Origin of the sequence: Acetobacter fallax (assembly GCF_011516735.1) — a bacterium.
Lineage (GTDB): Bacteria > Pseudomonadota > Alphaproteobacteria > Acetobacterales > Acetobacteraceae > Acetobacter > Acetobacter fallax.
The window spans coordinates 62,770-84,233 of record NZ_WOSX01000012.1; the positions used below are offsets into that span (position 1 = coordinate 62,770).

Annotated in this window: 19 protein-coding genes and 1 other RNA gene; 12 read left to right on the forward strand and 8 right to left on the reverse strand. The window is 56.3% G+C overall.

Translation table 11 applies throughout. The annotated features are described in order from the left end of the window. Positions 1 to 2 precede the first annotated feature (2 nt). Positions 3 to 410 (forward strand): ATP synthase F1 subunit epsilon, encoded by a 408-nt coding sequence (gene atpC, locus GOB85_RS08325; protein ID WP_173577065.1) that lies wholly within the window; start codon positions 3 to 5, stop codon positions 408 to 410. Positions 411 to 553: 143 nt separating this feature from the next. On the opposite strand, the gene queF is transcribed toward atpC, so the two are convergent. Further along, positions 554 to 1,024 (reverse strand): preQ(1) synthase, encoded by a 471-nt coding sequence (queF, locus tag GOB85_RS08330; protein ID WP_173577064.1) that lies wholly within the window; start codon positions 1,022 to 1,024, stop codon positions 554 to 556. Positions 1,025 to 1,126: 102 nt separating this feature from the next. Between queF and rnd the strand changes: the two genes are divergently transcribed. Together rnd and GOB85_RS08340 are read left to right on the forward strand one after the other, a co-directional pair. Next, complete coding sequence (rnd, locus tag GOB85_RS08335) at positions 1,127 to 2,320, forward strand: ribonuclease D (protein ID WP_173577063.1); 1,194 nt, start codon at positions 1,127 to 1,129, stop codon at positions 2,318 to 2,320. Between the two features lie 167 nt (positions 2,321 to 2,487). Next, positions 2,488 to 3,249 (forward strand): GcrA family cell cycle regulator, encoded by a 762-nt coding sequence (locus GOB85_RS08340; RefSeq protein WP_173577062.1) that lies wholly within the window; start codon positions 2,488 to 2,490, stop codon positions 3,247 to 3,249. A gap of 194 nt (positions 3,250 to 3,443) precedes the next feature. Here the strand turns inward: GOB85_RS08340 and GOB85_RS08345 are convergent, their stop codons facing one another. Next, positions 3,444 to 4,163: a bactofilin family protein gene (locus GOB85_RS08345; protein WP_242011378.1), complete on the reverse strand. Its 720-nt coding sequence runs from the start codon at positions 4,161 to 4,163 to the stop codon at positions 3,444 to 3,446. A gap of 286 nt (positions 4,164 to 4,449) precedes the next feature. Between GOB85_RS08345 and GOB85_RS08350 the strand changes: the two genes are divergently transcribed. From GOB85_RS08350 to GOB85_RS08360, 3 genes are all read left to right on the forward strand, one after another. Further along, positions 4,450 to 5,439 (forward strand): adenosine kinase, encoded by a 990-nt coding sequence (locus GOB85_RS08350; protein ID WP_173577060.1) that lies wholly within the window; start codon positions 4,450 to 4,452, stop codon positions 5,437 to 5,439. A gap of 131 nt (positions 5,440 to 5,570) precedes the next feature. Beyond that, the gene (locus GOB85_RS08355; RefSeq protein WP_173577059.1) at positions 5,571 to 6,431 is read left to right on the forward strand and encodes an SDR family oxidoreductase; all 861 of its coding nucleotides are present in this window, start codon (positions 5,571 to 5,573) and stop codon (positions 6,429 to 6,431) included. Next, the gene (locus GOB85_RS08360) at positions 6,424 to 7,680 is read left to right on the forward strand and encodes an AGE family epimerase/isomerase (protein ID WP_173577058.1); all 1,257 of its coding nucleotides are present in this window, start codon (positions 6,424 to 6,426) and stop codon (positions 7,678 to 7,680) included. Before GOB85_RS08355 ends, GOB85_RS08360 begins: the two co-directional genes overlap by 8 nt. A 270-nt stretch (positions 7,681 to 7,950) precedes the next feature. On the opposite strand, the gene GOB85_RS08365 is transcribed toward GOB85_RS08360, so the two are convergent. Both GOB85_RS08365 and GOB85_RS08370 read right to left on the reverse strand, forming a co-directional pair. Beyond that, positions 7,951 to 9,396 carry a glycosyltransferase family 4 protein gene (locus tag GOB85_RS08365; RefSeq protein WP_173577057.1) on the reverse strand — a complete coding sequence of 482 codons (1,446 nt, stop codon included), beginning with the start codon at positions 9,394 to 9,396 and terminating at the stop codon, positions 7,951 to 7,953. Continuing rightward, positions 9,393 to 11,093 (reverse strand): glycosyltransferase family 4 protein, encoded by a 1,701-nt coding sequence (locus tag GOB85_RS08370; protein WP_338421679.1) that lies wholly within the window; start codon positions 11,091 to 11,093, stop codon positions 9,393 to 9,395. Before GOB85_RS08370 ends, GOB85_RS08365 begins: the two co-directional genes overlap by 4 nt. A 160-nt stretch (positions 11,094 to 11,253) precedes the next feature. Between GOB85_RS08370 and GOB85_RS08375 the strand changes: the two genes are divergently transcribed. Further along, positions 11,254 to 13,440, forward strand: coding sequence for a glycosyltransferase family 2 protein (locus tag GOB85_RS08375; RefSeq protein WP_173577056.1), 2,187 nt, complete (start codon positions 11,254 to 11,256; stop codon positions 13,438 to 13,440). A 67-nt stretch (positions 13,441 to 13,507) separates the two neighbouring features. Here the strand turns inward: GOB85_RS08375 and GOB85_RS08380 are convergent, their stop codons facing one another. The 3 genes from GOB85_RS08380 to GOB85_RS08390 all read right to left on the reverse strand — a co-directional run bounded on the left by GOB85_RS08380 (position 13,508) and on the right by GOB85_RS08390 (position 15,328). Beyond that, positions 13,508 to 13,711: a hypothetical protein gene (locus tag GOB85_RS08380; RefSeq protein ID WP_173577055.1), complete on the reverse strand. Its 204-nt coding sequence runs from the start codon at positions 13,709 to 13,711 to the stop codon at positions 13,508 to 13,510. Next, complete coding sequence (gene thyX, locus GOB85_RS08385) at positions 13,704 to 14,612, reverse strand: FAD-dependent thymidylate synthase (protein WP_173577054.1); 909 nt, start codon at positions 14,610 to 14,612, stop codon at positions 13,704 to 13,706. The genes GOB85_RS08380 and thyX overlap by 8 nt, the downstream gene beginning before the upstream one ends. A gap of 140 nt (positions 14,613 to 14,752) precedes the next feature. Next, positions 14,753 to 15,328: a Dabb family protein gene (locus tag GOB85_RS08390; RefSeq protein ID WP_173577053.1), complete on the reverse strand. Its 576-nt coding sequence runs from the start codon at positions 15,326 to 15,328 to the stop codon at positions 14,753 to 14,755. Between the two features lie 138 nt (positions 15,329 to 15,466). On the opposite strand from GOB85_RS08390, the gene ssrA reads away from it, so the two are divergent. The 4 genes from ssrA (at position 15,467) to GOB85_RS08410 (ending at position 18,786) form a co-directional block, all read left to right on the forward strand. Continuing rightward, positions 15,467 to 15,800: a transfer-messenger RNA gene (ssrA, locus tag GOB85_RS08395) on the forward strand. Between the two features lie 165 nt (positions 15,801 to 15,965). Further along, positions 15,966 to 16,502, forward strand: a complete 537-nt coding sequence (locus GOB85_RS08400; RefSeq protein ID WP_173577052.1) for an SspB family protein — start codon at positions 15,966 to 15,968, stop codon at positions 16,500 to 16,502. Positions 16,503 to 16,595: 93 nt separating this feature from the next. Next, positions 16,596 to 18,269, forward strand: a complete 1,674-nt coding sequence (locus GOB85_RS08405) for a fumarate hydratase (protein WP_173577051.1) — start codon at positions 16,596 to 16,598, stop codon at positions 18,267 to 18,269. A gap of 124 nt (positions 18,270 to 18,393) precedes the next feature. Next, a complete protein-coding gene (locus GOB85_RS08410) occupies positions 18,394 to 18,786 on the forward strand; it encodes a VOC family protein (protein WP_173577050.1) in 393 nt (130 codons plus the stop codon). A gap of 193 nt (positions 18,787 to 18,979) precedes the next feature. On the opposite strand, the gene tyrS is transcribed toward GOB85_RS08410, so the two are convergent. Next, positions 18,980 to 20,260 (reverse strand): tyrosine--tRNA ligase, encoded by a 1,281-nt coding sequence (tyrS, locus tag GOB85_RS08415; protein WP_173577049.1) that lies wholly within the window; start codon positions 20,258 to 20,260, stop codon positions 18,980 to 18,982. Between the two features lie 67 nt (positions 20,261 to 20,327). Between tyrS and GOB85_RS08420 the strand changes: the two genes are divergently transcribed. Continuing rightward, positions 20,328 to 21,428 (forward strand): anhydro-N-acetylmuramic acid kinase, encoded by a 1,101-nt coding sequence (locus GOB85_RS08420; RefSeq protein ID WP_173577048.1) that lies wholly within the window; start codon positions 20,328 to 20,330, stop codon positions 21,426 to 21,428. Positions 21,429 to 21,464 lie beyond the last annotated feature (36 nt).

The following is a 21,464-nucleotide window of genomic DNA, read 5'->3' on the forward strand; positions in this document are numbered from 1 at the left end:
GAATGCCGATTAAGGTCGAAATCATCAGCCCCGAGAAGGTTCTGGTGTCCCGCGACGTAGACATGGTCGTGATGCCAGGTGAGGAAGGTGATATTGCCGCCATGCCCGAGCACGCGCCTATGATGCTTTTGCTCCGGGGTGGAACTGTGTCCCTTTACGATGGTGACACAGTGACGGACCAGTATTTTGTAGGCGGCGGGTTTGCCGACATGACTCCGACCCGTTGCACGATTCTCGCGGACGAAGCTGTTCCGGTGACACAAATCTCTATTGATGCAGCAACCGCCCGTCTCGAAGCATTGACTGAAGCATGGGATGCCGCAGATAAATCCGATGTCGCGCGGCTGGAGGGTCTTATGTCGAAGATCCAGTCAGTTCGTGCTGAGATTGATGCGGGTGCAGGCAACTAAGCTCGCCTCATTCGGACTAATATCAATCGAAAAACCGGGTTAGCCTGCAAGCTTGCCCGGTTTTTTGTTGCGTGAATCCGGATGGGTGTCAGGCAACGCAGTTATTTTCATGTCACTCGGAAACTCGGTGTAGCTTCACAATCTCAGCCGCGTCCGCGATATCCGGGTACATCCTGAGACGGAATCCAGACCCCCTCCGGAGGCGCCCCTGTCTGCCAGAAAACGTCAATCGGCATGCCTCCGCGTGGATACCAGTAAGCCCCGATCCGCAGCCATTCCGGGTCCAGGAGCGTGACGAGTGTCTCGGCGATCGTCACAGAGCAGTCCTCATGGAAAGCACCATGATTACGAAAGCTGGTAAGATACAGCTTCAGTGATTTGCTCTCTACGATCCAGTCACGGGGAATATAGTCGATCACCAGATGAGCAAAATCCGGCTGTCCGGTTACCGGGCAAAGAGATGTAAATTCGGGTGCCGTAAACCGAACGACATAGAAGCGGCCTTTGTGAGGCGCCGGAACACGCTCAAGGTGTGCCTCTTCCGGCGAGGCAGGCATAGTGGTTGCGCGACCAAGCTGCGTCAGAGCAGCCGTGCCATCATCATGCTGTGTCATGGATATGTTCCGTGCATTGGTGTGCGCATCTGTCATTGAGGTATGTCGGACGTCAAGCGGGGAGAGCTTCCGCTTTTCGGTTTCGCTGTGTATGTGAGAACTATGCCAAGGCCCCAAAAACACAGCTTTCCAGAACCGCGTCTCGTCACCGAAACCGATGATCTTGCCGAGACCACAGATCGCCTCCGTTCAGAGCCATTCGTGGCTGTGGATACAGAGTTTATGCGAGAGCGAACATACTGGCCGGAGCTTTGCCTCGTGCAGATTGCCGGGGCAGAAGAGGTCGTGCTGATCGACCCGCTGGCACCTGGGCTCGATCTTGCACCACTTGCGACATTATTTGATGATGAAACGACCATAAAGGTCTTTCATGCTGCGCGCCAGGATCTCGAGATTTTTCTGTATCTTTTCGGTCGGGTGCCAGTGCCAATCTTTGATACGCAGATTGCAGCCATGGTTGCCGGATATGGTGACCAGGTCGGTTACGATAATCTTGTCGGCGCACTGACCGGCGCATCAATTGATAAAAGTCACCGTTTTACTGACTGGTCGGTAAGACCCCTTTCCGCTGCTCAGCTGACTTATGCCGCTGCGGACGTAACGCATCTTCGTATCGTATATCAGGCGCTTGTGGAGCAGCTTGAAAAGGAGAAGCGCACGAGCTGGGTGGCAGCAGAGCAGGAAGCTCTTGCTGACCCTTCGGGGCTGACCGCAGACCCACTGAAACAGTGGGAGAAGTTAAAAGCAAGAACCGGTAACCGTCGTATGCTGGGGATACTGAAACAGATCACTGCCTGGCGTGAAACTGAAGCTCAGACGGCCAACGTTCCTCGTCAGCGCATGCTCAAAGACGAAAGCCTTCTCGAAATTGCCGCGACCGTGCCAAGGACAGCGGAAGCTCTGGCCCGCGTGCGTGGTGTTGCCCGCGGGTTCGCTGAGGGCCGAATGGGAGCCGGTCTCCTGGCGTCCGTAGCCGCTGCATGTGAGCTCCCTGAATCCGAACTTCCCCGGCCGGCACGAGGAAAGGGTCATGACGGCCCCCGGCCACCGCAAGCTCTGGTTGCGCTGTTGAAAGTGCTTCTGACGCATCAATGTGAGAAGAACGATGTTGCTCCGAAACTCGTCGCATCATCTGACGATCTTGATGCATTCGCTCTCCTGCCGGATCCGCAGGGGCCTCTCCTGACAGGCTGGAGGCGCGAGGTCTTTGGTTCAGAGGCTCTTGCCCTGTACGAAGGGAAATTGTCGCTGGGTGTAGAGGGCGGTCGTGTGCGGCTTATTCGCACTGGTGACTAAAACCTGTATTTTTTGTTGACAGGTTTTCCCGGCGTTATCCAGAGGGTTATCCCGCGTTTGTCCCCACTTTTCTGGCCAGGCTTTCTTGAGACTCGCGAAAGAAGTCCCTATCTGTAGCGATGAATTCGGAAGGGCATGGACCATTCCGCTGCTGGGAGGCCCGTTTTATGGAGTGGACAGACGAGACAATAGCCCGCCTGAAGGCATTATGGCAGGAGGGATTGTCGACGGCTGAGATCGGACGGCAGATTGGCATTACTAAGAATGCTGTTGTCGGTAAGGCGCATCGTCTGAGCCTTCCGGCACGACCGTCTCCAATAAGACGGCAGGGTGCCGCAAAAGCGTCTGCGGCAAAAACCACCTCAGACGCAGGTACATCCGAAGAGGGTAAGGTGGCGCCACAACGCGTGGCAAAAGCCGGTGCGCCGGCTCAGCCTGAAGTCGATGCCTCACCCCGGATCGCTAAGACCACAGATATCAGGGCGCCTGATGTTGTGGAAACCGGAAGTGCTGGTGTTGTTGTCGTAACTGATGCGCCTGTGATGGTTGTGGAGAAAGTTGCAAAGACGGAATCCGTCGTCGAAGCCTCATCACATACTGAGGTCGCTGTAGTTCCCGGAACAATAGCGCACGAGGAAAAACCCGCTCCTGCGCTGCGGCCAAAACCTGTGGCGACCAGTGACGATCAGCGGAGCACCAAAACGGCGCCAGTAAATAAACCAGCCGCTTCCCGCTCTGCATTCCGTAGCATTTCAAGTGGTCTGGAACCGCGTCGGCGTGGTCCGAGTTGTTGCTGGCCACTGGGCGATCCAGGGACGCCTGAATTTCATTTTTGCGGGGCAACTCCGCTTCCCGGTAAACCGTATTGTGCGGAGCACGCGGCACTGGCTTACGTGAAGCTTCGTGATCGCCGGGATAACGTGGCCTGAACCGTCAGCGGTTTAGTAAATTGTCGACATTAAAAAGGGGATGGCGTTTAAAACGCCATCCCCTTTTTCTTACACCGGAATACCTGACTGCACCCGAGCCTGCATCGTTGCCTCGGGAAAGAACAAAGGCCAGATGCTTTTCTGTTCTGCCTGTCAGGCCGGGAAAGTGTGCAGCTTTCCCGGTAATCTCAAAATCAGGCAGCGTTTCCTGCTTCCGGGGCTGGCGCATCTTTTGCCGCATCAGTCAGCATTTCCAGCTGGCCGCTGATCTGGCCACCGTCCTCGACGCGAAGGCGCTTGCAGGTCGCCTTACCCAGAAGGCGACCTGTCGATGCAACCAGCAGGCTGCCACGCACTGTAAGAGTGCCATCAACCGTACCGGCAATCTCCGCGTCCTCGACCTCCACACCACCACGGAAAAGTCCGCCTGGTGCAACAGACAGCTCCTTGGCGTTGATCATGCTGGACTCCACTGTGCCTTCCACAACAAGCCGCTCGGCATCCTGAACGGAGCCCTGCACGCTGATGCCACGTCCGACAACGAGTGTGCGGCGGTCATCGCCCCGGTTCATCATTGACGGACGCTGACCTGGCGAAACGCCCTGCGCGGCGCTGGGAGGAGTCGGGCCACCTGGCGTGCCAGGAGTGCCAGGAGTGGCAGGGAAAGGAGCGCGACCCATCGTTGTGGAATCCTTTGCAGATGAGGAGGTGTCAGTTGTGCCGGGTTGTTTTGCGGCGGATCCTGCGGGCAGATTGCCGGCTGGAAAAATTGCTCCATGCCCACCTGCCGGAACGGCGGGCTTCTGCGCTGGCGCCGGGCCGGTCGGCTTGGGCGCTGATGTCGCACCAGGCGCAGAAACAGGCCGACCGTTCTGCGCGGTCCTGGAGGCGTCAGGTTTGTGTCTCTTGAACAGCAAGAAAAACCCCGTCACTCTGTCTGGCCGCGCGTTGCGACCGGGTTTGGTAGGGCTCCGGAGTACAGGAGGTGCTTCGGAGCTGGGCGCACGTCTTCGCGGCCACCGGATTTAAAGCACGGTTATACGCATCGTAACCGGCGCGGCAAGAGATCGTGTGCATTTCAGCGAGGGATTCTTTCGGATCCGTTACCATAATGAGTTCTATGTCCACATCATTGTGGCATGGACGTGGCACAGCGATAACGGATAGAGGGAAGATGAGTTTTACGGGCAGGAAAATGCGATGAACACCCTCTACGACCTCTGCGGGATCGGTAATGCGATCACTGATATCCTGGCAAAGGTCGAACCCGGCTTTCTGGTAAAACAGGGCATGGTGCCAGGCAGTATGACACTGGTTGATGCTGGTCGGGCGAAAGCTTTGCGCGGACAGGTACAGGTCGAGGGGGAGACCGGCGGAGGATCTGCGGCTAACACCTGTGCTGTCGCGGCACAGTTCGGAGCGCGGGTTGCTTATCTTGGTAAAGTCGCAGGCGACAATGCCGGACAGGCTTTTGCCCAGGATATTCGCGATTGCGGGATCATCTTTCCATCAAGTCCCCTGGATGGACGAGTGAATGCCAATCTGGCAACGGCCTGCTGCATTGTGCTTGTGACGCCTGATGGACAGCGCACAATGAATACCTATCTTGGAGCCTGCACGGAATTCACGCCGGATGATGTGCTGCCGGATGTTATTGCTGCTTCATCGATTGTCTATCTTGAAGGGTATCTTTTCGATCCGCCTCATGCGCAGGAAGCATTCCGACGAGCCGCTTCGCTGGCGCATGCCGCCGGCCGCCAGGTGGCTCTCAGCTTGTCCGATCCGTTCTGCGTCGGTCGCCATCGCGAAGCATTTCTCGATCTCGTCCGTGGCCATATCGACATCCTGTTCGCCAATGAAAACGAGATCTGTGCTCTCTACCAGACCGAGAATTTCGAAACAGCGGCACGGCACGTAGCTGAAGACACGAAATTCGCAGCGCTGACGCGTTCGGAGAAAGGGAGTGTTATTATCCGGGGCAGTGAACGCATCGCGGTAACCCCTGTGCCGACACAGGTCGTTGATACGACAGGCGCGGGTGATGCCTACGCAGCCGGCTTCCTGGCCGGGCTGACCTCCGGGCGGACACTGGAGGAATGCGGTCGTCTCGCTTCGGTCGCCGCTTCAGAAGTCATTTCACATTACGGAGCGCGCCCTCTCGCTAATCCATGGAAAGATATGGGTTTCTGATATCGCCGGTCTGCTTTGATCCAGGAGATGGGGAACAATCGGTGTTTTCCGGTGTTCGTTCTGAAGTAACACGGCGCCGGACAGATTGCGGACAAGGTATCGTCTGGCGCCGATAACTCCGGGAGAAACCGATGCCAGCACATATCCCACCACAGTCTCAGGATCACCAGCCGGGTATTGAAGCGCTGTTGAACCCTCCTGCGGAACACATCCGACCGGGTTATCGTGGCAGCAGTAAACTCGCCGGGCGTAAGGCACTGATCAGTGGCGGAGACAGTGGCATCGGCCGGTCAGCGGCGCTGCATTTTGCTCGTGAAGGGGCTGATGTGGCCATCCTCTATCTTGAGGAACATGATGACGCACAGGAAACTATTCGCCTGATCGAAGCTGAAGGTCGGAAAGGCCTGGCCATTGCTGGCGATGTCGCTTTGAGCAGCGTTTGCGATGATGCCGTCAGGCAGACTGTAAAAGCTTTTGGTGGTCTCGATACTCTCGTGAATAACGCTGGCATCCAGTATGTCAGTGATGATCTCACGAAGATTTCTGACGCAGAATGGCAGCGTCACATGGACACCAATATCAACGGCTATTTCTATCTGACGCGGGCCGCTCTGCCACATCTTGGCAGGGGCAGCGCGATCATCAATACTTCATCAATCAATGCGTTTGCCGGCAATAAGGAACTTGTGGCGTACACGACGACTAAAGGTGCAGAAATGGGCTTTACCCGGGCCCTGGCGCTTCAGCTCGTTGAAAAAGGCATCAGGGTCAATGCTGTGGCCCCGGGGCCAGTCTGGACCCCTTTGCAGCCCGCAAGCTGGGGGCCGGTTAGCCCGAAGGCCGTCGCTGATCTCGGCAAGAATACCCCGATGGGCCGTTGCGGTGATCCCTGCGAACTCGGTCCCGCTTATGTCTATCTGGCAAGCGAGGACGCGTCTTACGTTACCGGTCAGACCATCCATGTAAATGGCGGCATGATCATCAATGGCTGAGCCGCTTCCTTCGCTGATGTTGCCACGGTCAAGCTGGATCCGTGCCAGCTCTCATCGCAAATGGCTGCACGAACAAGGTGTGCGCCTGCTGGACTTCTCTAAACCTTCTCGTATGGAAAAAGGGTTTGTGGCGCTGGACAATCGCGGTCATCCGACGCCGGGTAGCGATGTCGATACAATCCTGACCGCCCGGATGACGCATGTGTACGCCGTCGCGGGCAACCGTGGCTTTCCGGGATGTTTGCCCCTGGCCAGACATGGAGTCACCTCTCTCCTCGGTCCATTGCGCGATGCCGAGTATGGTGGATGGTTCACCGCCCCTGGGAAAAGCAACGACGGGCGCAAGCAGGCCTACCTCCATGCTTTTATTTCTCTTGCTGCGTCGTCAGCGGTTGTGGCGCGTGTCGAGGGTGCACAGCAATTACTCGATGAAGCGCTCTCTGTCTGGGAAAGGCGCTTCTGGAGTGAGGAAGAAGGCGTTTTCCGTGAAAGCTTTGCACGGGACTGGTCCGATGAAGAGAATTATCGTGGCGCAAATGCCAATATGCACTCCGTCGAAGCGTGCATGGCGGTAGCTGATGTCACCGGAAATCCGGTGTGGCGTCAAAGGGCTCTCCGTATCACTGAACGTTTTATGCACACTTACGCAAAAGCGATGGACTATGCAGTTCCGGAGCACTTTGATCGTAACTGGATACTGCTACGCGACTTTAATAAAGATAAACCGACAGATGACCTGCGACCGTACGGGATGACCCCAGGTCATTTTCTTGAATGGTCTCATCTCCTGCTCAAGCTTGAGGCCGCTTTCCTGCGTAATGAGGGTGAAGCACCATCATGGCTCTTTGAAGATTCGGTCGGGCTTTTCGAAATGGGGATGCGTGCCGGATGGGAGCGGGATGGTGCGCCAGGTGTTCTTTACACTGTCGATTTTTCATTGAACCCGGTTGTGCATGTGAGACCACACTGGTGTCAGGCGGAGGCGCTGACGGCTGCGGCTGCCCTGCTTAAGCGTACGGGCAATGTCCGCTACGAAAAATGGTATCGTACGCTCTGGGATTATGTCGATATGTATATGATCGATCGTGAACTTGGTGGCTGGCGCCAGGAACTTGATCAGAATAACCGTAGTTCGGAAGTCGTTTACGCAGGTAAGGCGGATTTGTATCACGCCTGGCAGTCAACGCTCGCGCCGCTACTGCCGCTTGCGCCTGGCTTTGCGACGGCATCTGCCGCGCTGGATAGCTGAGGGTGCCTGGAACTGATTTTACCTGTCGCCCATGATGACGCGAGCTGCGAATATGATGGAGATTATCCATGATTTTCTTCATAGAGTTTAGCAGGTCACCTTACCTTGCTCACTTCTGGCTGTACCGATTTTCGGTGCCGGGCGGGGAAAAGAGTCTCGCGACAGGACGGCCCCGCGAAGCTGACTAATCGGGAAGGCACCAGTCGCGAAGCCAGAGCAGGATTCCATCAAAGCGGTCTGCTCCCGGGAGAGGCACTCTGAAAGCCATTCTTACAGATCATATCCAGTCAGAATACGTCTGCCTGGTTCCTCCCAGGACGCCGGTTTGTATTCAGCGGCCACCCTTTTTTGCCACTCATCCAGACCTTTCGGATCATCAATCGTAGCGCCGATGACGCGTAATGCATCGTCCAGATCTTCCGGGTCAAAATATTTCGCGAGTGCGCCTCCTGCTTCCGGAATAGATGTAGCATTTGACGCGATACACGGACGACCGAAAGCAAGGCTTTCCGTTACAGGAAGTCCCCAGCCCTCAAACAGAGAGGGAAACAGCGTGAAAAGGCAACCACGATAAAGCGCCGCAAGTTCGCCGTCTGTAGGATTGGAAATCATCCTGATTTTTCCGCCGAGCCAGTCAGCATTTTCTAATTGCTGCATGAGATCAGATACAAGCCAGCCTGCCCGCCCGGCGAAAACCAGCGTCGGCACCTGGTCAGCCGGACGTTCTTCAAGAAGACGGCGCCAGACGCGGAATAGCAGACTGTGGTTTTTCCGTGCCTCTATCGTAGAGACAAACAGCACATAGTTTCCGGCTGCAGGAAGTGTGCTGACGATGCCTCCTTCATCTGAGAGAGCGTATGTTGCTTCTTCAGTGATTGCGGATGTGCCAACTCCGAATGTAGAGCCCATGCCGACAGGCGTAACGGGGTTATCGAAGACGATCCCCTCTTCCGCGGCATAGGCTTCGACATCGCTGACGACGGACCGGCTGGTGACAAAAACATGATCCGCAAGCGGCAGAATCGAACGATGCCATTGTGTAAAGGTTGTGATGACGCCCCTGTCACACCATTCCGGATGACGCACGGGAATAAGGTCATGGATCAGGAGGCCGAAAGCTATTCGCAGGTCATCACGCAGCCAGCGCACTGTCCGGACGTAATCAGCGTGATGCCATGGTGAACCTGGCACGAAGAAAACATCGCCCGCTTTTGCAGCATCAGCGAGCCTGATACGTCGGTCCGGCATGACAGGTCTGTTCGCTTTTGCAGCCATCGTCTGACGCCGGATGCGTGCTGAACGCTGAATTTCTGCTCTCTGAAGCCCGTAACGAATGATCTCGCGCGGCATAGTCGCGAGCTGACGCAGCACGTTTATCTGTGTTCGCAACGCGGCCGGAAGCGTTGTTTCCGTCTCGGGAGGCTGAATGAATGTGTCGATCTGCTTTTTCGAGGCCGGGGCAGACTCAGATATAGCCTGTCGCGGACCTGATGAAACACTCGTAACAGTCGTGAATAGAGCCTGAAGATAAGACCAGTCCACAGTTTCGAAGTCGCTCGGGCCACCTGTGCGTTGTACGAAGCGCACCTGTGATGGAGCCAGCGTGACGAGCGCGCGTCCCAGTTCGAACACAACGCGCTGGATACCACTTGGACGGTTGTGATGCGCGAGATAGTGCAGCAGATCGCTGATATCGATCCAGAGCGTCCGGCTCATGATACAAACTCTCCGCCAGCCGCTCTGGTCAGGCCATGTCGTGGCGCATGGGCTTCAGCGCACGCGTCCAGAATAGCGTCTGCAGAAGCCGCCCACGGCACACGCGGGAACTCCGTTTCAACTTTCTGACGCCAGGCTGCCAGCGCATCAGGGGACGTGATGATTTCACGAATCACGGCTGTCGCATCGGTGGTGCTTTCAGGACTGAAATAACGGGCAAAGACGCCTCCTGCTTCCGGCACGGAGGTCGTATCTGAGGCGACGCAAGGTCGTCCGAGCATGAGACTCTCCGTGACCGGAAGGCCCCAGCCTTCAAACAGAGACGGGAAGACAGTGAACAGGCAGCCACGGTAGAGCTGGTGCAGTTCAGTATCTGTCGGATCCCGAAGAAGCCGGATTTTGCCATCAAGCCAGTCAGTGTTGTCTAACTGCTGCATCAGATCCGCAACAAGCCAGCCAACACGTCCGGCAAAAATCAGCGTCGGCACATTCTCACGCCCGAGATCACGGATCAGACGCCGCCAGACACGGAACAGCAGAGCGTGATTTTTGCGCGCTTCCAACGTCGAGACAAATAAGACGTAGGTTCCTGGTCTGGGCAGGCCCGGAGGCGGCATAGATTGATCGGCCTGAGAGGGTGTTTCTTCTGAAGCAAGACCGAAGCCGGTTCCGAGCGGGATGGCCCGGACAGGTCCGGACAGATGCAGGCCTTCCTCACCGGCGTAACGGACGACATCCTGCGCTGTCGCTTTGCTGATAGCCAGCATATGACTGCATTGCGGAAGCGTGGTGTCGAGCCAGTGACGAAAATCCCTGACCAGAGAATGCGCGCACCACTCCGGTCGGCGCGCCGGAATCAGATCATACAGCAGTACGACCGGGCGCAGACCGTGACGTTCACGGATGACACGGAGACGTTCGCCAAAATGCGGGTCGGACCACGCTGCTCCCAATATGAGAAAAATATCACGTGGTAAAAAATCTGTCCCGGCTAGGGGGGACTCGTCAGGCAGGAAGGTCCGAACAGGCAGATCTGTTTTCGTTTTCGCCTGTGCCAGGTATTCTTTCTGTAAGGGGGCTGTCCTGCGCTCTCTCCAGTAACGGCGCAATAATCGCAGGACGCGAATCTGCGAGACACCAGCGGCAAGCAGGGGACCGGAAATATCGACTGGCATGCTCTCAAGTTTGCGGATTGTACTGTGCCGCAGTCGCTGTATCGCAGAGCGCTCAGATTCGCTGCAGGACTCCAGATGGGATGTTATAAATTGCCGTGCCGCATTGATGGTGTGGCGCAGCCGTCCCGATGTGCGGGGTAACGTTTCGTGTCTGGACGACGCTGTTCGCGACGATCGGGCCGGTGTCTGGTGCGTCCCGGATAACTTTCCGAAAAGGGCGGAGATCTCGGCGAATGTCACTTCTGAAAGCGGCGAATCATCAACGCCCTGGCGGACGAACCGGATCTGCGGCGCATCGGCGCGCAGGGCAGCACGTCCTTCAATAACCCTCAGGATTTCGTAGACAAGTCTCTGAATCCCGCTGGGCCGCGGATTTGTGAGAGCATAGTGGAACAGATCATCGACATCGACCCATATCGTATAGGTCGGCATGGTAGTTGAAGAAGAACGCGCCATTGAGTCCTGTTGCGGATGGTCATTGGGGGGTATGGCGAGGGAGCCAGACGTCAGAGCATCCACCACCAGGAATTCCTCTCCGTCAACCCGGCAGTTTACCCTGAAAGTTGCGTGCATGCGGCTTTCGGGGCATCGGTACCAACGAAATCTGGTCGGATGGTTTTGTGTGTCTGCTGGTTTCGCGTGATGGAACGACATCCTGATGTCTCATAAAACAGGTCGCCGAATGAGTTCGCTTCCCGTCATGGATATGATCTTCATTCTGCGAATTTTTCGGACGGGATTGGGAAGGTCTCCGGATTCTGTCGAACTGAACCGCTTCAAGGCGCTGAGTCAGAGACTTTCGGGCGAATCTTTCGGGCGATCGTTTATTCGGAACGCTGTGGCAGATGCTGTTATCGCTCTGCCAGAGTTTCGGAAATTACATGGCGCCGGCACAGGGTGCTCCGACACGTTTCTTCATGCGATGGTTTACAATGCCACGGGTCGCGGGCCGACAAGTGTGGAGTACGCTGCTCTCAAGACGACCCGGGACCGGGCAGCGGCGCTGATACTGGCAGCTGATCTGCTCCGGGATTTCGATCCGTTCGATATGTTTTATCCCGCCGGCGCATCACCTGATGATAATCTCGCCTACGGGCTCTGGGCTCGCTGGTATGACATATTTTCCAGGGCGGAACGTCAGGTCGCACTTCCATGTGGCATCTCAGGTCAGGCTGACTGGCCGGGGATTGCGTTGCTGATCGAAGTATCCTGTGTGCGCCCGGATCTTCTTGAAGAGACGATCCGGTCACTCACGGAGCAGAGCTATGATGGCTGGTCAGCCTATATAGCTGGTACTGATTTATCATCTCAGGTTATGCAGATCATGGATCGGTATAACGAGACATCGCAGAAGATCCATTTCTGTAAGGTGGGGAAAGGAGAAAGCTTGCAGGCAACGGTATATGCGGCGAGCCGGGAACCTTACGTGGCATTCCTGAATCCTGGCGACGAACTGGCACAGGACGCATTGTTCCGTATAGCTCGTGCGCTCGCAGCAGCGCCTGACACGGCTCTTCTTTACACAGACGAAGACGTGATGGGGGAGGGCGGCTGGTATCGCGATGCAAGACTCAAGCCTGGATGGAGTGACGATCAACTGCTCGCTGGTGACACGGTAGGTCAGCTTGCCGTTTTTTCCCGCAAAAGGATCGAAGAGATCGGCGGCTTCGCTGCGGCAACACGTCATGCCGGCAAAAGCGGCCAGCAGGCCGTCTCAGGGAGCATGTCTCATTACGCATTGAAACTCACCATTGCGGAGGGACTGACGTCAGAACGGATACAGCATCTTGCGGATCTTCTGTTTCATCGGAGGCGCGGACCCGATGATCTATCCTTTATGGCAAAACGAGCCAGCGCTGCCGTCCAGCATCCTCCTGAGCACTACATTGCTGCATCACATCTGGCTCATCACCGGCCAGATCTCCGTCTGACTGAAGCAAAACTGAATGCCTGTGTGTCTGATCGATCAGACACGTCAGATCCTGGTCCGTTATGGCCGCGTGTCCTCTACCCTTTGCCTGCGCGTTACCCAACCGTCTCAGTGATTATTCCAACGCGAGACAGACCGGATCTTCTCAGTAAATGCGTGACAGGACTTCTGGAGCAAACCGACTATCACGCACTGGATGTGGTCATCGTCGATAACGGCAGTATCGGTGAAGAGACGCTGCATCTGTTCAGGCAACTCGAAACAGATACGCGTGTCACGATCCGTCACTTCGATTTTCCGTTTAACTGGTCCCGGCTGAATAACGAAGCCATTCGAACGGTGCGCAGTGATCTTGTCCTGCTGCTTAATGACGATATCGAAATTCTTCATCCGGAGTGGCTGGAGGAGATGGTGCGGCAGATCATGCGGCCGAATGTCGGTATCGTTGGCGCAAAGCTGCTTTATCCCGATACCTCCCTGCAACATGGGGGCGTCGTCCTGTCCGAAGACGGAGTAACCCACATCCTGCGCGGCGCTTCACCCGAAGATCCAGGCTATCTCGGACAGCTGGCCTGGCAGCGGGATCTGCTCGCAGTTACGGGTGCCTGCCTGCTGATCCGGCGAGACGTCTATAACCGTGTCGGAGGTCTGGACGCGTCATTTCGTGTCACGTGCAACGACATTGATCTGTGCCTGCGTGTTGTCAACGCTGGCTGGCGGGTTGTGTGGACCCCGCATGCGGTACTGACTCATCTTGATGGTGCAACACGCGGAAGGGATGTCAGTGTCGACCGGCTCTGGCAGCATTGCAGCGAAACAGCCCGGCTCGTCGGGCGCTGGCAGCAGGTAATGGCCAGTGATCCGGCAGTGAATCCGGCGTTGCGTACGACTGATCACCACCTTCTGCTCGCATGGCCCCCGCCGCCCCGGCCGCTGTGAAAGCTTTTACCGGAAACCTGTTTTAAGCGACTGCTTCTTAAGTCTCGCTGCTGTTGAGATGACCGAATTATGAGCCGAATACCAGCTTCTGCATGATGGTACGAGCTGGTGTATCGTGGTGCGGAGCTGGCAATACAAAGGCGAGAAACGCCCAGACCACAACGAGAATTCCGGCCAGCACGACGAAAGGGGTAAAGGTCGGCAATCTCTGTGGTGGCGAGACTGGCGCGTTTCCCCGCGCCGCACTGAAAATTGAGTCCTGATCATTCATGAAGTGTAGCCTGAAACTCGTCCCATTCGCGCCGGGAGAGGCCGGATTCGGCCTGCGTCACAACTTCACCTCCGAGCATTTTGCGCAACACGGAAAGCATTGTGGCAGAGAAGGTAACCGCGCCGACCCGGTATTCCGTAAAGGCTTTAGCCGTGACGGGAACCCAGGCGCGCAGGATCTCAAGCATTGTTTCAGCATAGGCCCGAATCTCGTACTGTGCATGCGGGTCAATCCGCAGTGACAGAAAATGCATGAGATTATGCAGATCCACCTTCCAGTACCACTGGGTGTAGGTGTTCAGCGTCAGGTTCATCCGGGCCAGTTCACGTGCCAGGCCCGGACCGTTTTCGGTGTCGAGCAGCGATTCATATGTGTTGTAAGTCCGGACCGCGTCATCGCGCAGCAGATTCAGAACATTATGGGCTGTTGCCGGATCCAGCACTTCTCCCCGGCCCTGACGATTGCTCGCGCTCTGGATGGCCATATGGTCGGGAGCGGGAAGATAAAACTCTTTGTCGAGGATGGAGTAGCGTGCGGAGTACTCGTTTACATTAGCAGTACGATGCCGAATCCATTGCCGTGCAATGAAGATAGGCAGCTTGATATGGAATTTGATTTCGCACATCTCGAACGGCGTTGAGTGACGATGCCGCATCAGGTACCGGATAAGTCCCGCATCTTCAGACACCTTGCGCGTGCCGCGTCCATAAGAGACGCGGGCGGCCTGCACGATCGCGGAATCGTCACCCATGTAGTCGATAACCCGAACAAAGCCATGGTCCAGAACCGGAAATGCCCTGAACAGCATATCTTCGAGTGCTGGCACCGTCGGGCGTCGCGTCGGTGCGGAGTCCTGCGCATGGGCTTCGATTTCTGCTTTCTGGGCGTCTGTCAGGGGCATGGCTGGGTCCGGGGCTTTCGATCAGATTCGGCACAAAGCGAAGCGACAGCCCCGGAGAATATCAGGACCAGGCGCGCCACCTGATCCCGCCTCTACCAGATGACGCGGGCATAAGAGAAGAGCCGGAGGATGACCGTGTGTCACTTTCCCGGAGCAGATGCCTCAACCGGAAAATCAAACACAACAACCTGTTTCAGAAAGGGCGCGATGCGCTGTTTATAGCGCTCGTGCGCCGGGTCGAAGAATGTCGGATCATTCACGACTGGTCGCCCGACATAGAAGTTCCTGTCGCCCTGAGAACGGAAGGTAACAAGAAAGCCCAGCTCAAGTTCCAGATCAGTCCCTTCGCCACTGTCCTGAACCCCGATATCCAGCGACTGGACAACCAGCGTGCCATCCGGCCGCTTTGAAAGCTTTGCCAGATCCCGGAAGCCGTTAATGACTTCCTCGCGTTCCGCCGCAGTAACCTCAGGACGGAGCTGAAACATCACCATGTGTCGCACAGTGCCGGGGCGGAAACCGGCTGCCGTGAAACGTGTGACCCCGACGTCATCACGCAGTCTTGTTGCTGCCTGTGCGGCACTGCCCGAAGCAGCAGGGCGGCCGGCGTGCGTGCTGGCTTCAGGTGTCGCTCCGGCTTCATTCCGGTGAACTGAACTGAAAATTATAACAGCCGTAGCGACGGCAATTCCATGCCGGAGAGGAGAATGCTTCATCTGCATCCTTTCGAAGCTATTACATAATAAAATCATAACGTTGTGACCTGAATTCCATTATATCAGAGCCGGCCTGGTCTTCGGACGTGACAAGGGAGTAACTGAGCCCCGAACACTGCTCCTGGCGTGTCTTCAATCTCTCTTGCGCCAGACGGTCTGAACACCTATATGTGTCAATGCAGGAGGGGCTTCGGTCTCTTGGCTATGGCGATAAACGGAATGTAGAATAAGCGTTGTGGACCCGGGGGCGGTACCCGGCGTCTCCACCAGTTTTCTTCAGACTTCACGGTCAGGAGATATGGGGACGAAACAGGCTCGACACGCGTGGTAAAACCTTTCCTTTTGCCCGGCATTGTACCACCGTCATCGGGCTAAATCACAAGTGCCAATGATAACTCTGAGGTGCTCGCTGTCGCTGCATAAGCGATAAGCGCGGTTCGGGAGGGCACCGGGCAACAGAAGCCCTCCCACTCTTTTCCCCATTCTCACCCTTCTGTGACATAATGCAATCGGACGCAGCTTGCGTTCGTTCTTCCTTTGCAGCATCCCTCTCGGAAGATGCAGCGGGGAGGCTGTGGTGCCTGAACAAAATCCGGGTGCCAGTCTTAGAAAGCAGGCAGAAGACGGGGGTTTTGCTATGGCTGACGATCATGATGGTGGCGAATTTGACGGTGAGCTTCCTGAGAGTCTCCTTCCTTATGAGTCATGGATGGAAGACGCTTATCGCGACGTTATGTTGCGAGCACTCGAACATGTGAGCGTGGAAGGACTTGCCGGCGGCCATCATTTCTATCTGTCTTTCCGCACCGACTGGCCTGGTGTGGAGATTCCGGCCCGCCTCCGCGCACAGTACCCGCATGAGATGACGATCGTGGTGCAGCATCAGTTCTGGGATCTGAATGTAGACAGAACCAGGCAGCTCATCTCGGTCGGCCTTTCTTTCGGTGGGGTCGGTTCGATACTCACGATTCCGGTGGCAGCCGTCACCGGTTTCGCTGATCCGCATATTCAGCTTTCCATGCGGTTCAGCACAGCTGATGAGCCCGGGGAAATCGAGGCTGAGGAGACTCCTGTCCCGACTCCTCAGGAGGAGGCAGAACAGGAGTCCCCGCCGTCCGACGCCGCGGTCGTGAGTCTCGATGCGTTTCGTAAAAAGGGCCCGAATCCGCGCTGACGCAAAGTCACGCCAGACGGACTGTCCGTCCGGGAGACCGAGAACATGACTGTTGAGACCGCTGCTCCGAAAGCCCCTGCATCAAAGGAGCCCATGTCAAAGGCCCGTGAGACAAAATCTGCCGGGAGTGCTCCCGCGATCAGAGAGTTCGCGTATGCGCCGCTCTTTCAACTGGGCACAGACGACACTCCCTATCGTAAGCTGAGCGTCGGTGGGGTCAGCACATCGGCTGTTGGCGAGAAGACGGTGTTGCATATTGAGCCGGAAACGCTGGCCGCCCTGGCAGCAGAAGCGTTTAACGATGTGGCGCATTTACTGCGTCCTGCTCATCTGGCCTCCCTGGCCAGAATCCTGAAAGATCCCGAAGCTTCAGATAACGATAAATTCGTCGCTCTCGATCTGCTGAAAAATGCCTGCATCGCCGCTGGCGGTGCCCTGCCAATGTGCCAGGACACAGGAACGGCCATCGTGGTTGGCAAAAAAGGTCAGCGCGTCTGGGTCGATGGAAATGACGAGGCAGCCTTCTCACAAGGCGTCTACAAAACCTACACAACGACCGCGCTGCGCTATTCGCAGATGGCGCCCCTTACGACTTTTGAAGAAAAAAATACCGGGACCAATCTGCCCGTGCAGGTCGATGTCGCAGCCAATCCCGGCGACTATCATCCTGAACAGTATGATATGCTGTTTGTCGCCAAGGGCGGCGGCTCCGCGAACAAGACATTCCTGTTTCAGGAAACACGGGCTCTGATTTCCAGTAAGGAAAATCTGCTGAAATGGCTGGAAGGTAAACTCCGCAGCCTCGGTACCTCAGCCTGTCCGCCTTATCATCTCGCCATCGTGCTGGGTGGCATGTCCGCTGAGCAGACGCTGAAGACCGTCAAGATGGCTTCTACGCATTATTATGATTCACTTCCCACGCAGGGGAACGAACAGGCGCAGGCGTTCCGGGACCGGGAACTGGAAGCCGAGGTCCTGAAACTCACCCAAAAACTCGGTATCGGCGCTCAGTTTGGCGGGAAATATTTCTGCCACGACGTGAGGGTGATCCGCCTGCCACGGCATGGCGCTTCTTTTCCGGTAGGTATTGGCGTGTCGTGCTCCGCCGATCGTCAGGCAAAGGCCTATATCTCAGCTGAAGGTGTGTTCCTTGAGCAGCTTGAACGTGACCCTGCGCGTTTCCTCCCCGAGACAACGGATGAGCACCTTGGCGGCGAGGAAATCAAAATCGATCTCAATCGTCCGATGGATGAAATCCGGCGCGAACTGTCAAAATATCCTGTCAAAACGCGTCTGTCGCTGACAGGTACGATGGTGGTGGCCCGCGATATCGCTCATGCAAAATTCAGGGAGCGGCTGGAACGCGGGGAGGGATTGCCTCAGTACCTCAAAGATCACCCGGTCTACTACGCAGGACCCGCTAAAACTCCCGCCGGTATGCCGACTGGCTCTTTCGGCCCAACCACGGCGGGGCGGATGGATTCCTATGTTGCCGAGTTCCAGAAAGCAGGTGGTTCCTATGTCATGCTGGCAAAAGGGAATCGTTCCAAAGCGGTGAAAGATGCCTGCCAGACCTATGGGGGCTTTTACCTGGGCTCTGTCGGTGGTCCGGCGGCGCGTCTTGCCAAAGACTGCATCCGTAAGGTCGAGGTTCTCGAATACCCGGAACTCGGTATGGAAGCAGTCTGGAAAATTGAGGTCGAGGACTTTCCTGCGTTCATTGTCATTGATGACAAAGGGAATGACTTTTACGCCGGGCTGACCTGAACCTGTATTTGGGAAAACTTGTCCGGGGGGTTGATTTTCTCCCGGTACAAGGCCCCATAGACGCATGATGGCACGGGTCGTAAACAGGGCCTGTGCTTGCTCGGTCCTGGAAGGTGCTGCTCTCATGCGTTTCACTGTTGATCGGCTCGATCATGTGGTGCTGACAGTTCGTGATGTTGAAGTCTCTGCGTCATGGTACCAGCGTGTGCTGGGCATGGAGATGGAGGAATATGGGCGCCATAATCGCACGGCGCTGAAATTCGGTGGTCAGAAATTGAATCTCCGCCCTGAAGGTAAAGACGGCTGGGAAACAGCTGAGTTTGCGACCTGTGGCTCAAGTGATCTTTGCTTTATCACAGCGGTGGTAAGCGCAGATGTGATTGAGCATTTGCGTGAATGTGGCGTTGGGGTTGTTCAGGGGCCCGTAGCCCGTCTTGGAGCGTTGGGACCGATTACGTCCGTCTATTGTCACGACCCGGATCACAATCTGATCGAAATTGCTTCTTACCAGGGCTGATAGCGGATCTTTCCGACCGGAGTTTCGGGCAGTCCTGCTGGAAGTGAGGTGCGTCCAAAATCATTCCCGAGCCTGTGAAAGCGTAGCACTCCGGGCTCTCATTTTTCAGTTTTTGCAGATTGTCAGTCTTTATCAGCTCAGGGGCGGAGCCCCTGAGCTTTCGCTCCATAAATGAAAATCGGACCAGCCACTCTCAGTTTTCTGGTCGCACAAGCAGATGATGCTTCCGGCCGGATGAGAGCTTAATGGCACCCTCTCTGGCGTCTGCCATTGAAACAATCTGGCTTTCATCTCCCACGGGTACGTCATTAACCCGTGCGCCACCGCCCCGGATCAGGCGGCGTGCTTCACCGTTGCTGGCAACCAGCCCCGCCTCAACAAAGAGCCGAAAAGCCGGGATGCCCGCTTCCAGCATGTCACGAGGCAGGATTTTTGCTGGCAGCGAAGCAGCACTCTGCCCGGCCTCAAAAACACGCCGGGCAGTTTCAGCCGCATCCTCCGCCGCTGCACGGCCATGACACAACGCGGTTGCTTCTGTCGCCAGTGTCTTTTTGGCTTCGTTGATCTCCGCGCCTTCAAGTGCACCAAGGCGGTCACATTCTTCGACTGGCAGATCCGTGAACAATTTGAGGAAGCGTCCGACATCGGCATCTTCTGTATTACGCCAGAACTGCCAGTATTCGAAGACCGGCAGCTTGTCAGCGGACAGCCATACCGCCCCTTTCGCACTTTTACCCATTTTGGTGCCGGATGCTGTCGTAAGCAAAGGGGCCGTCAGTCCGAAAACATGCTTGCTGTCCGTGCGGCGAACAAGGTCGATTCCCGAGACAATATTGCCCCACTGATCCGAGCCACCCATCTGCAGCGTGACACCATAACGACGATTCAGTTCACGGAAATCATATGACTGGAGAATGGAGTAGTTAAACTCAAGAAATGTGAGACCCTGCTCACGTTCCAGTCGCGAGCGGACAGAGTCGAAAGCCAGCATTCTGTTGATCGAGAAATGCACGCCGACTTCACGCAGAAGTTCAATGTAGGACAGCTTGTCGAGCCAGTCTGCGTTATTGGCGAGAATCGCATCTGATGGTCCATCTCCAAACGTCATCATCTGTCGCAGGCTGCGTTCGATCCCGGCGATATTGTTGCCAATTGTTTCCTCACTCATCAGCAAGCGGGCTTCTTCACGAAAGGACGGATCACCGATCTTTGCCGTGCCGCCGCCAAGCAGAGCCACGGGACGGTGGCCGTGTTTCTGCAAAAGCCGCAGAAGCATAATCTGGGTTGCTGAGCCAACGTGAAGGCTGTCTGCTGTGGGATCGAAGCCAATATAGCCCGTGACAGGCCCGGCAAGCATCGCGGTATCAAGTGCTTCTGCATCAGTGCACTGAAATATGAAGCCTCTTGCTTCTGCTTCGCGCATGAAATCGCTACGGAAAGTACCGGCTGGCCGGCTGTCGGTCTGCTGAGTCATCACGGAGAGATCCTGTTCGTCTGGCACGGCGATGCTCTACCATGAAGCAGAGGCGGGGAGGAACCGGATGCAGTCTGTTATCGGATTGATGAGTGGCACATCGCTGGATGGCGTGGATGCCGCATGGATTGAAACTGACGGTGAACGTATCGGGTGGCAGGGGCCCTCTCTGACGCTTCCTTATTCCCCGGAGTTGCGTAAACGCCTTCGGGCTCTTCTTGATCGCGCGCCGACGCTCTTCGCCAGCGATCCCGATTTGCTGGATGCAGTCCAGGCACTCACGCTACGACACGCTGAGGCAGTGCAGGCGTTGAGAGAAAAAGTCGAAGTAGTGCGTCCGGAGAGTCGGCTGGATATCATTGGATTTCACGGTCAGACCATTCTTCACGATCCGACTCATGGCAGGACATGGCAGATTGGCGACGCGGCGTTGCTGGCGGAGAAGACGGAAACACCTGTTGTCTATGATTTTCGGTCCGCCGATGTCGCTGCAGGAGGACAGGGTGCACCGCTGGTTCCGGTTTATCATGTGGCGCTCGCCGCTGATGTCGCGCGGCCGGTTGCACTGCTCAACCTGGGGGGCGTCGGCAACGTGACATTTATCGGTGCATCCGGTTCCATTCTCGCCTGTGATACCGGACCGGGAAATGCTCTGATCGATGACTGGGTGTTGCGTCATACCGGAATACCCTGCGACATTGACGGACAGCTGGCTAAAGCCGGTGTAATCGATGTGCCGGTCCTGAATGGTCTGCTGGACGACCCGTTTTTTACACAAGCTGCTCCCAAATCGCTGGATCGGCAACATTTTCATGCCGCTCTCGATGCCCTCGCAGGACTGTCCGTCGAAGACGGCGCTGCGACTCTGACTGCTTTTACTGCTGCGTCCGTTGCCAGTCTTAGCCTTCCGGAGAAGCCTGGCCGATGGATAGTCTGCGGTGGAGGACGTCATAACCCTGTTCTTATGAGGGTACTTGCGGAACGTCTGAATGCGCCTGTCGAATCCGCGGAACGTCATGGCTGGGATGGCGATGCCATGGAGGCTCAGTGTTTCGGATTTCTGGCGATAAGGAGTGTAAAAGGTTTGCCGCTGTCATTCCCGGGAACGACAGGCGTTCCGTACCCGGTCTCTGGCGGGATCACAATCCAGCCGGTCCGCAGGACATAAAAAAGCCGGTCCCCCTGAAAGGACCGGCCCCTGATC

Excerpts from the sequence above, each read along its gene's own strand:
- GOB85_RS08380 (WP_173577055.1), bottom strand. The coding sequence starts at position 13,711 with ATGAATGATCAGGACTCAATTTTCAGTGCGGCGCGGGGAAACGCGCCA.
- GOB85_RS08360 (WP_173577058.1), top strand. The coding sequence starts at position 6,424 with ATGGCTGAGCCGCTTCCTTCGCTGATGTTGCCACGGTCAAGCTGGATC.
- GOB85_RS08390 (WP_173577053.1), bottom strand. The coding sequence starts at position 15,328 with ATGAAGCATTCTCCTCTCCGGCATGGAATTGCCGTCGCTACGGCTGTT.
- GOB85_RS08400 (WP_173577052.1), top strand. The coding sequence starts at position 15,966 with ATGGCTGACGATCATGATGGTGGCGAATTTGACGGTGAGCTTCCTGAG.
- tyrS (WP_173577049.1), bottom strand. The coding sequence starts at position 20,260 with ATGACTCAGCAGACCGACAGCCGGCCAGCCGGTACTTTCCGTAGCGAT.
- atpC (WP_173577065.1), top strand. The coding sequence starts at position 3 with ATGCCGATTAAGGTCGAAATCATCAGCCCCGAGAAGGTTCTGGTGTCC.
- queF (WP_173577064.1), bottom strand. The coding sequence starts at position 1,024 with ATGACACAGCATGATGATGGCACGGCTGCTCTGACGCAGCTTGGTCGC.
- GOB85_RS08365 (WP_173577057.1), bottom strand. The coding sequence starts at position 9,396 with ATGAGCCGGACGCTCTGGATCGATATCAGCGATCTGCTGCACTATCTC.
- rnd (WP_173577063.1), top strand. The coding sequence starts at position 1,127 with ATGCCAAGGCCCCAAAAACACAGCTTTCCAGAACCGCGTCTCGTCACC.
- GOB85_RS08355 (WP_173577059.1), top strand. The coding sequence starts at position 5,571 with ATGCCAGCACATATCCCACCACAGTCTCAGGATCACCAGCCGGGTATT.
- thyX (WP_173577054.1), bottom strand. The coding sequence starts at position 14,612 with ATGCCCCTGACAGACGCCCAGAAAGCAGAAATCGAAGCCCATGCGCAG.
- GOB85_RS08410 (WP_173577050.1), top strand. The coding sequence starts at position 18,394 with ATGCGTTTCACTGTTGATCGGCTCGATCATGTGGTGCTGACAGTTCGT.
- GOB85_RS08405 (WP_173577051.1), top strand. The coding sequence starts at position 16,596 with ATGTCAAAGGCCCGTGAGACAAAATCTGCCGGGAGTGCTCCCGCGATC.
- GOB85_RS08340 (WP_173577062.1), top strand. The coding sequence starts at position 2,488 with ATGGAGTGGACAGACGAGACAATAGCCCGCCTGAAGGCATTATGGCAG.
- GOB85_RS08420 (WP_173577048.1), top strand. The coding sequence starts at position 20,328 with ATGCAGTCTGTTATCGGATTGATGAGTGGCACATCGCTGGATGGCGTG.
- GOB85_RS08350 (WP_173577060.1), top strand. The coding sequence starts at position 4,450 with ATGAACACCCTCTACGACCTCTGCGGGATCGGTAATGCGATCACTGAT.
- GOB85_RS08375 (WP_173577056.1), top strand. The coding sequence starts at position 11,254 with ATGAGTTCGCTTCCCGTCATGGATATGATCTTCATTCTGCGAATTTTT.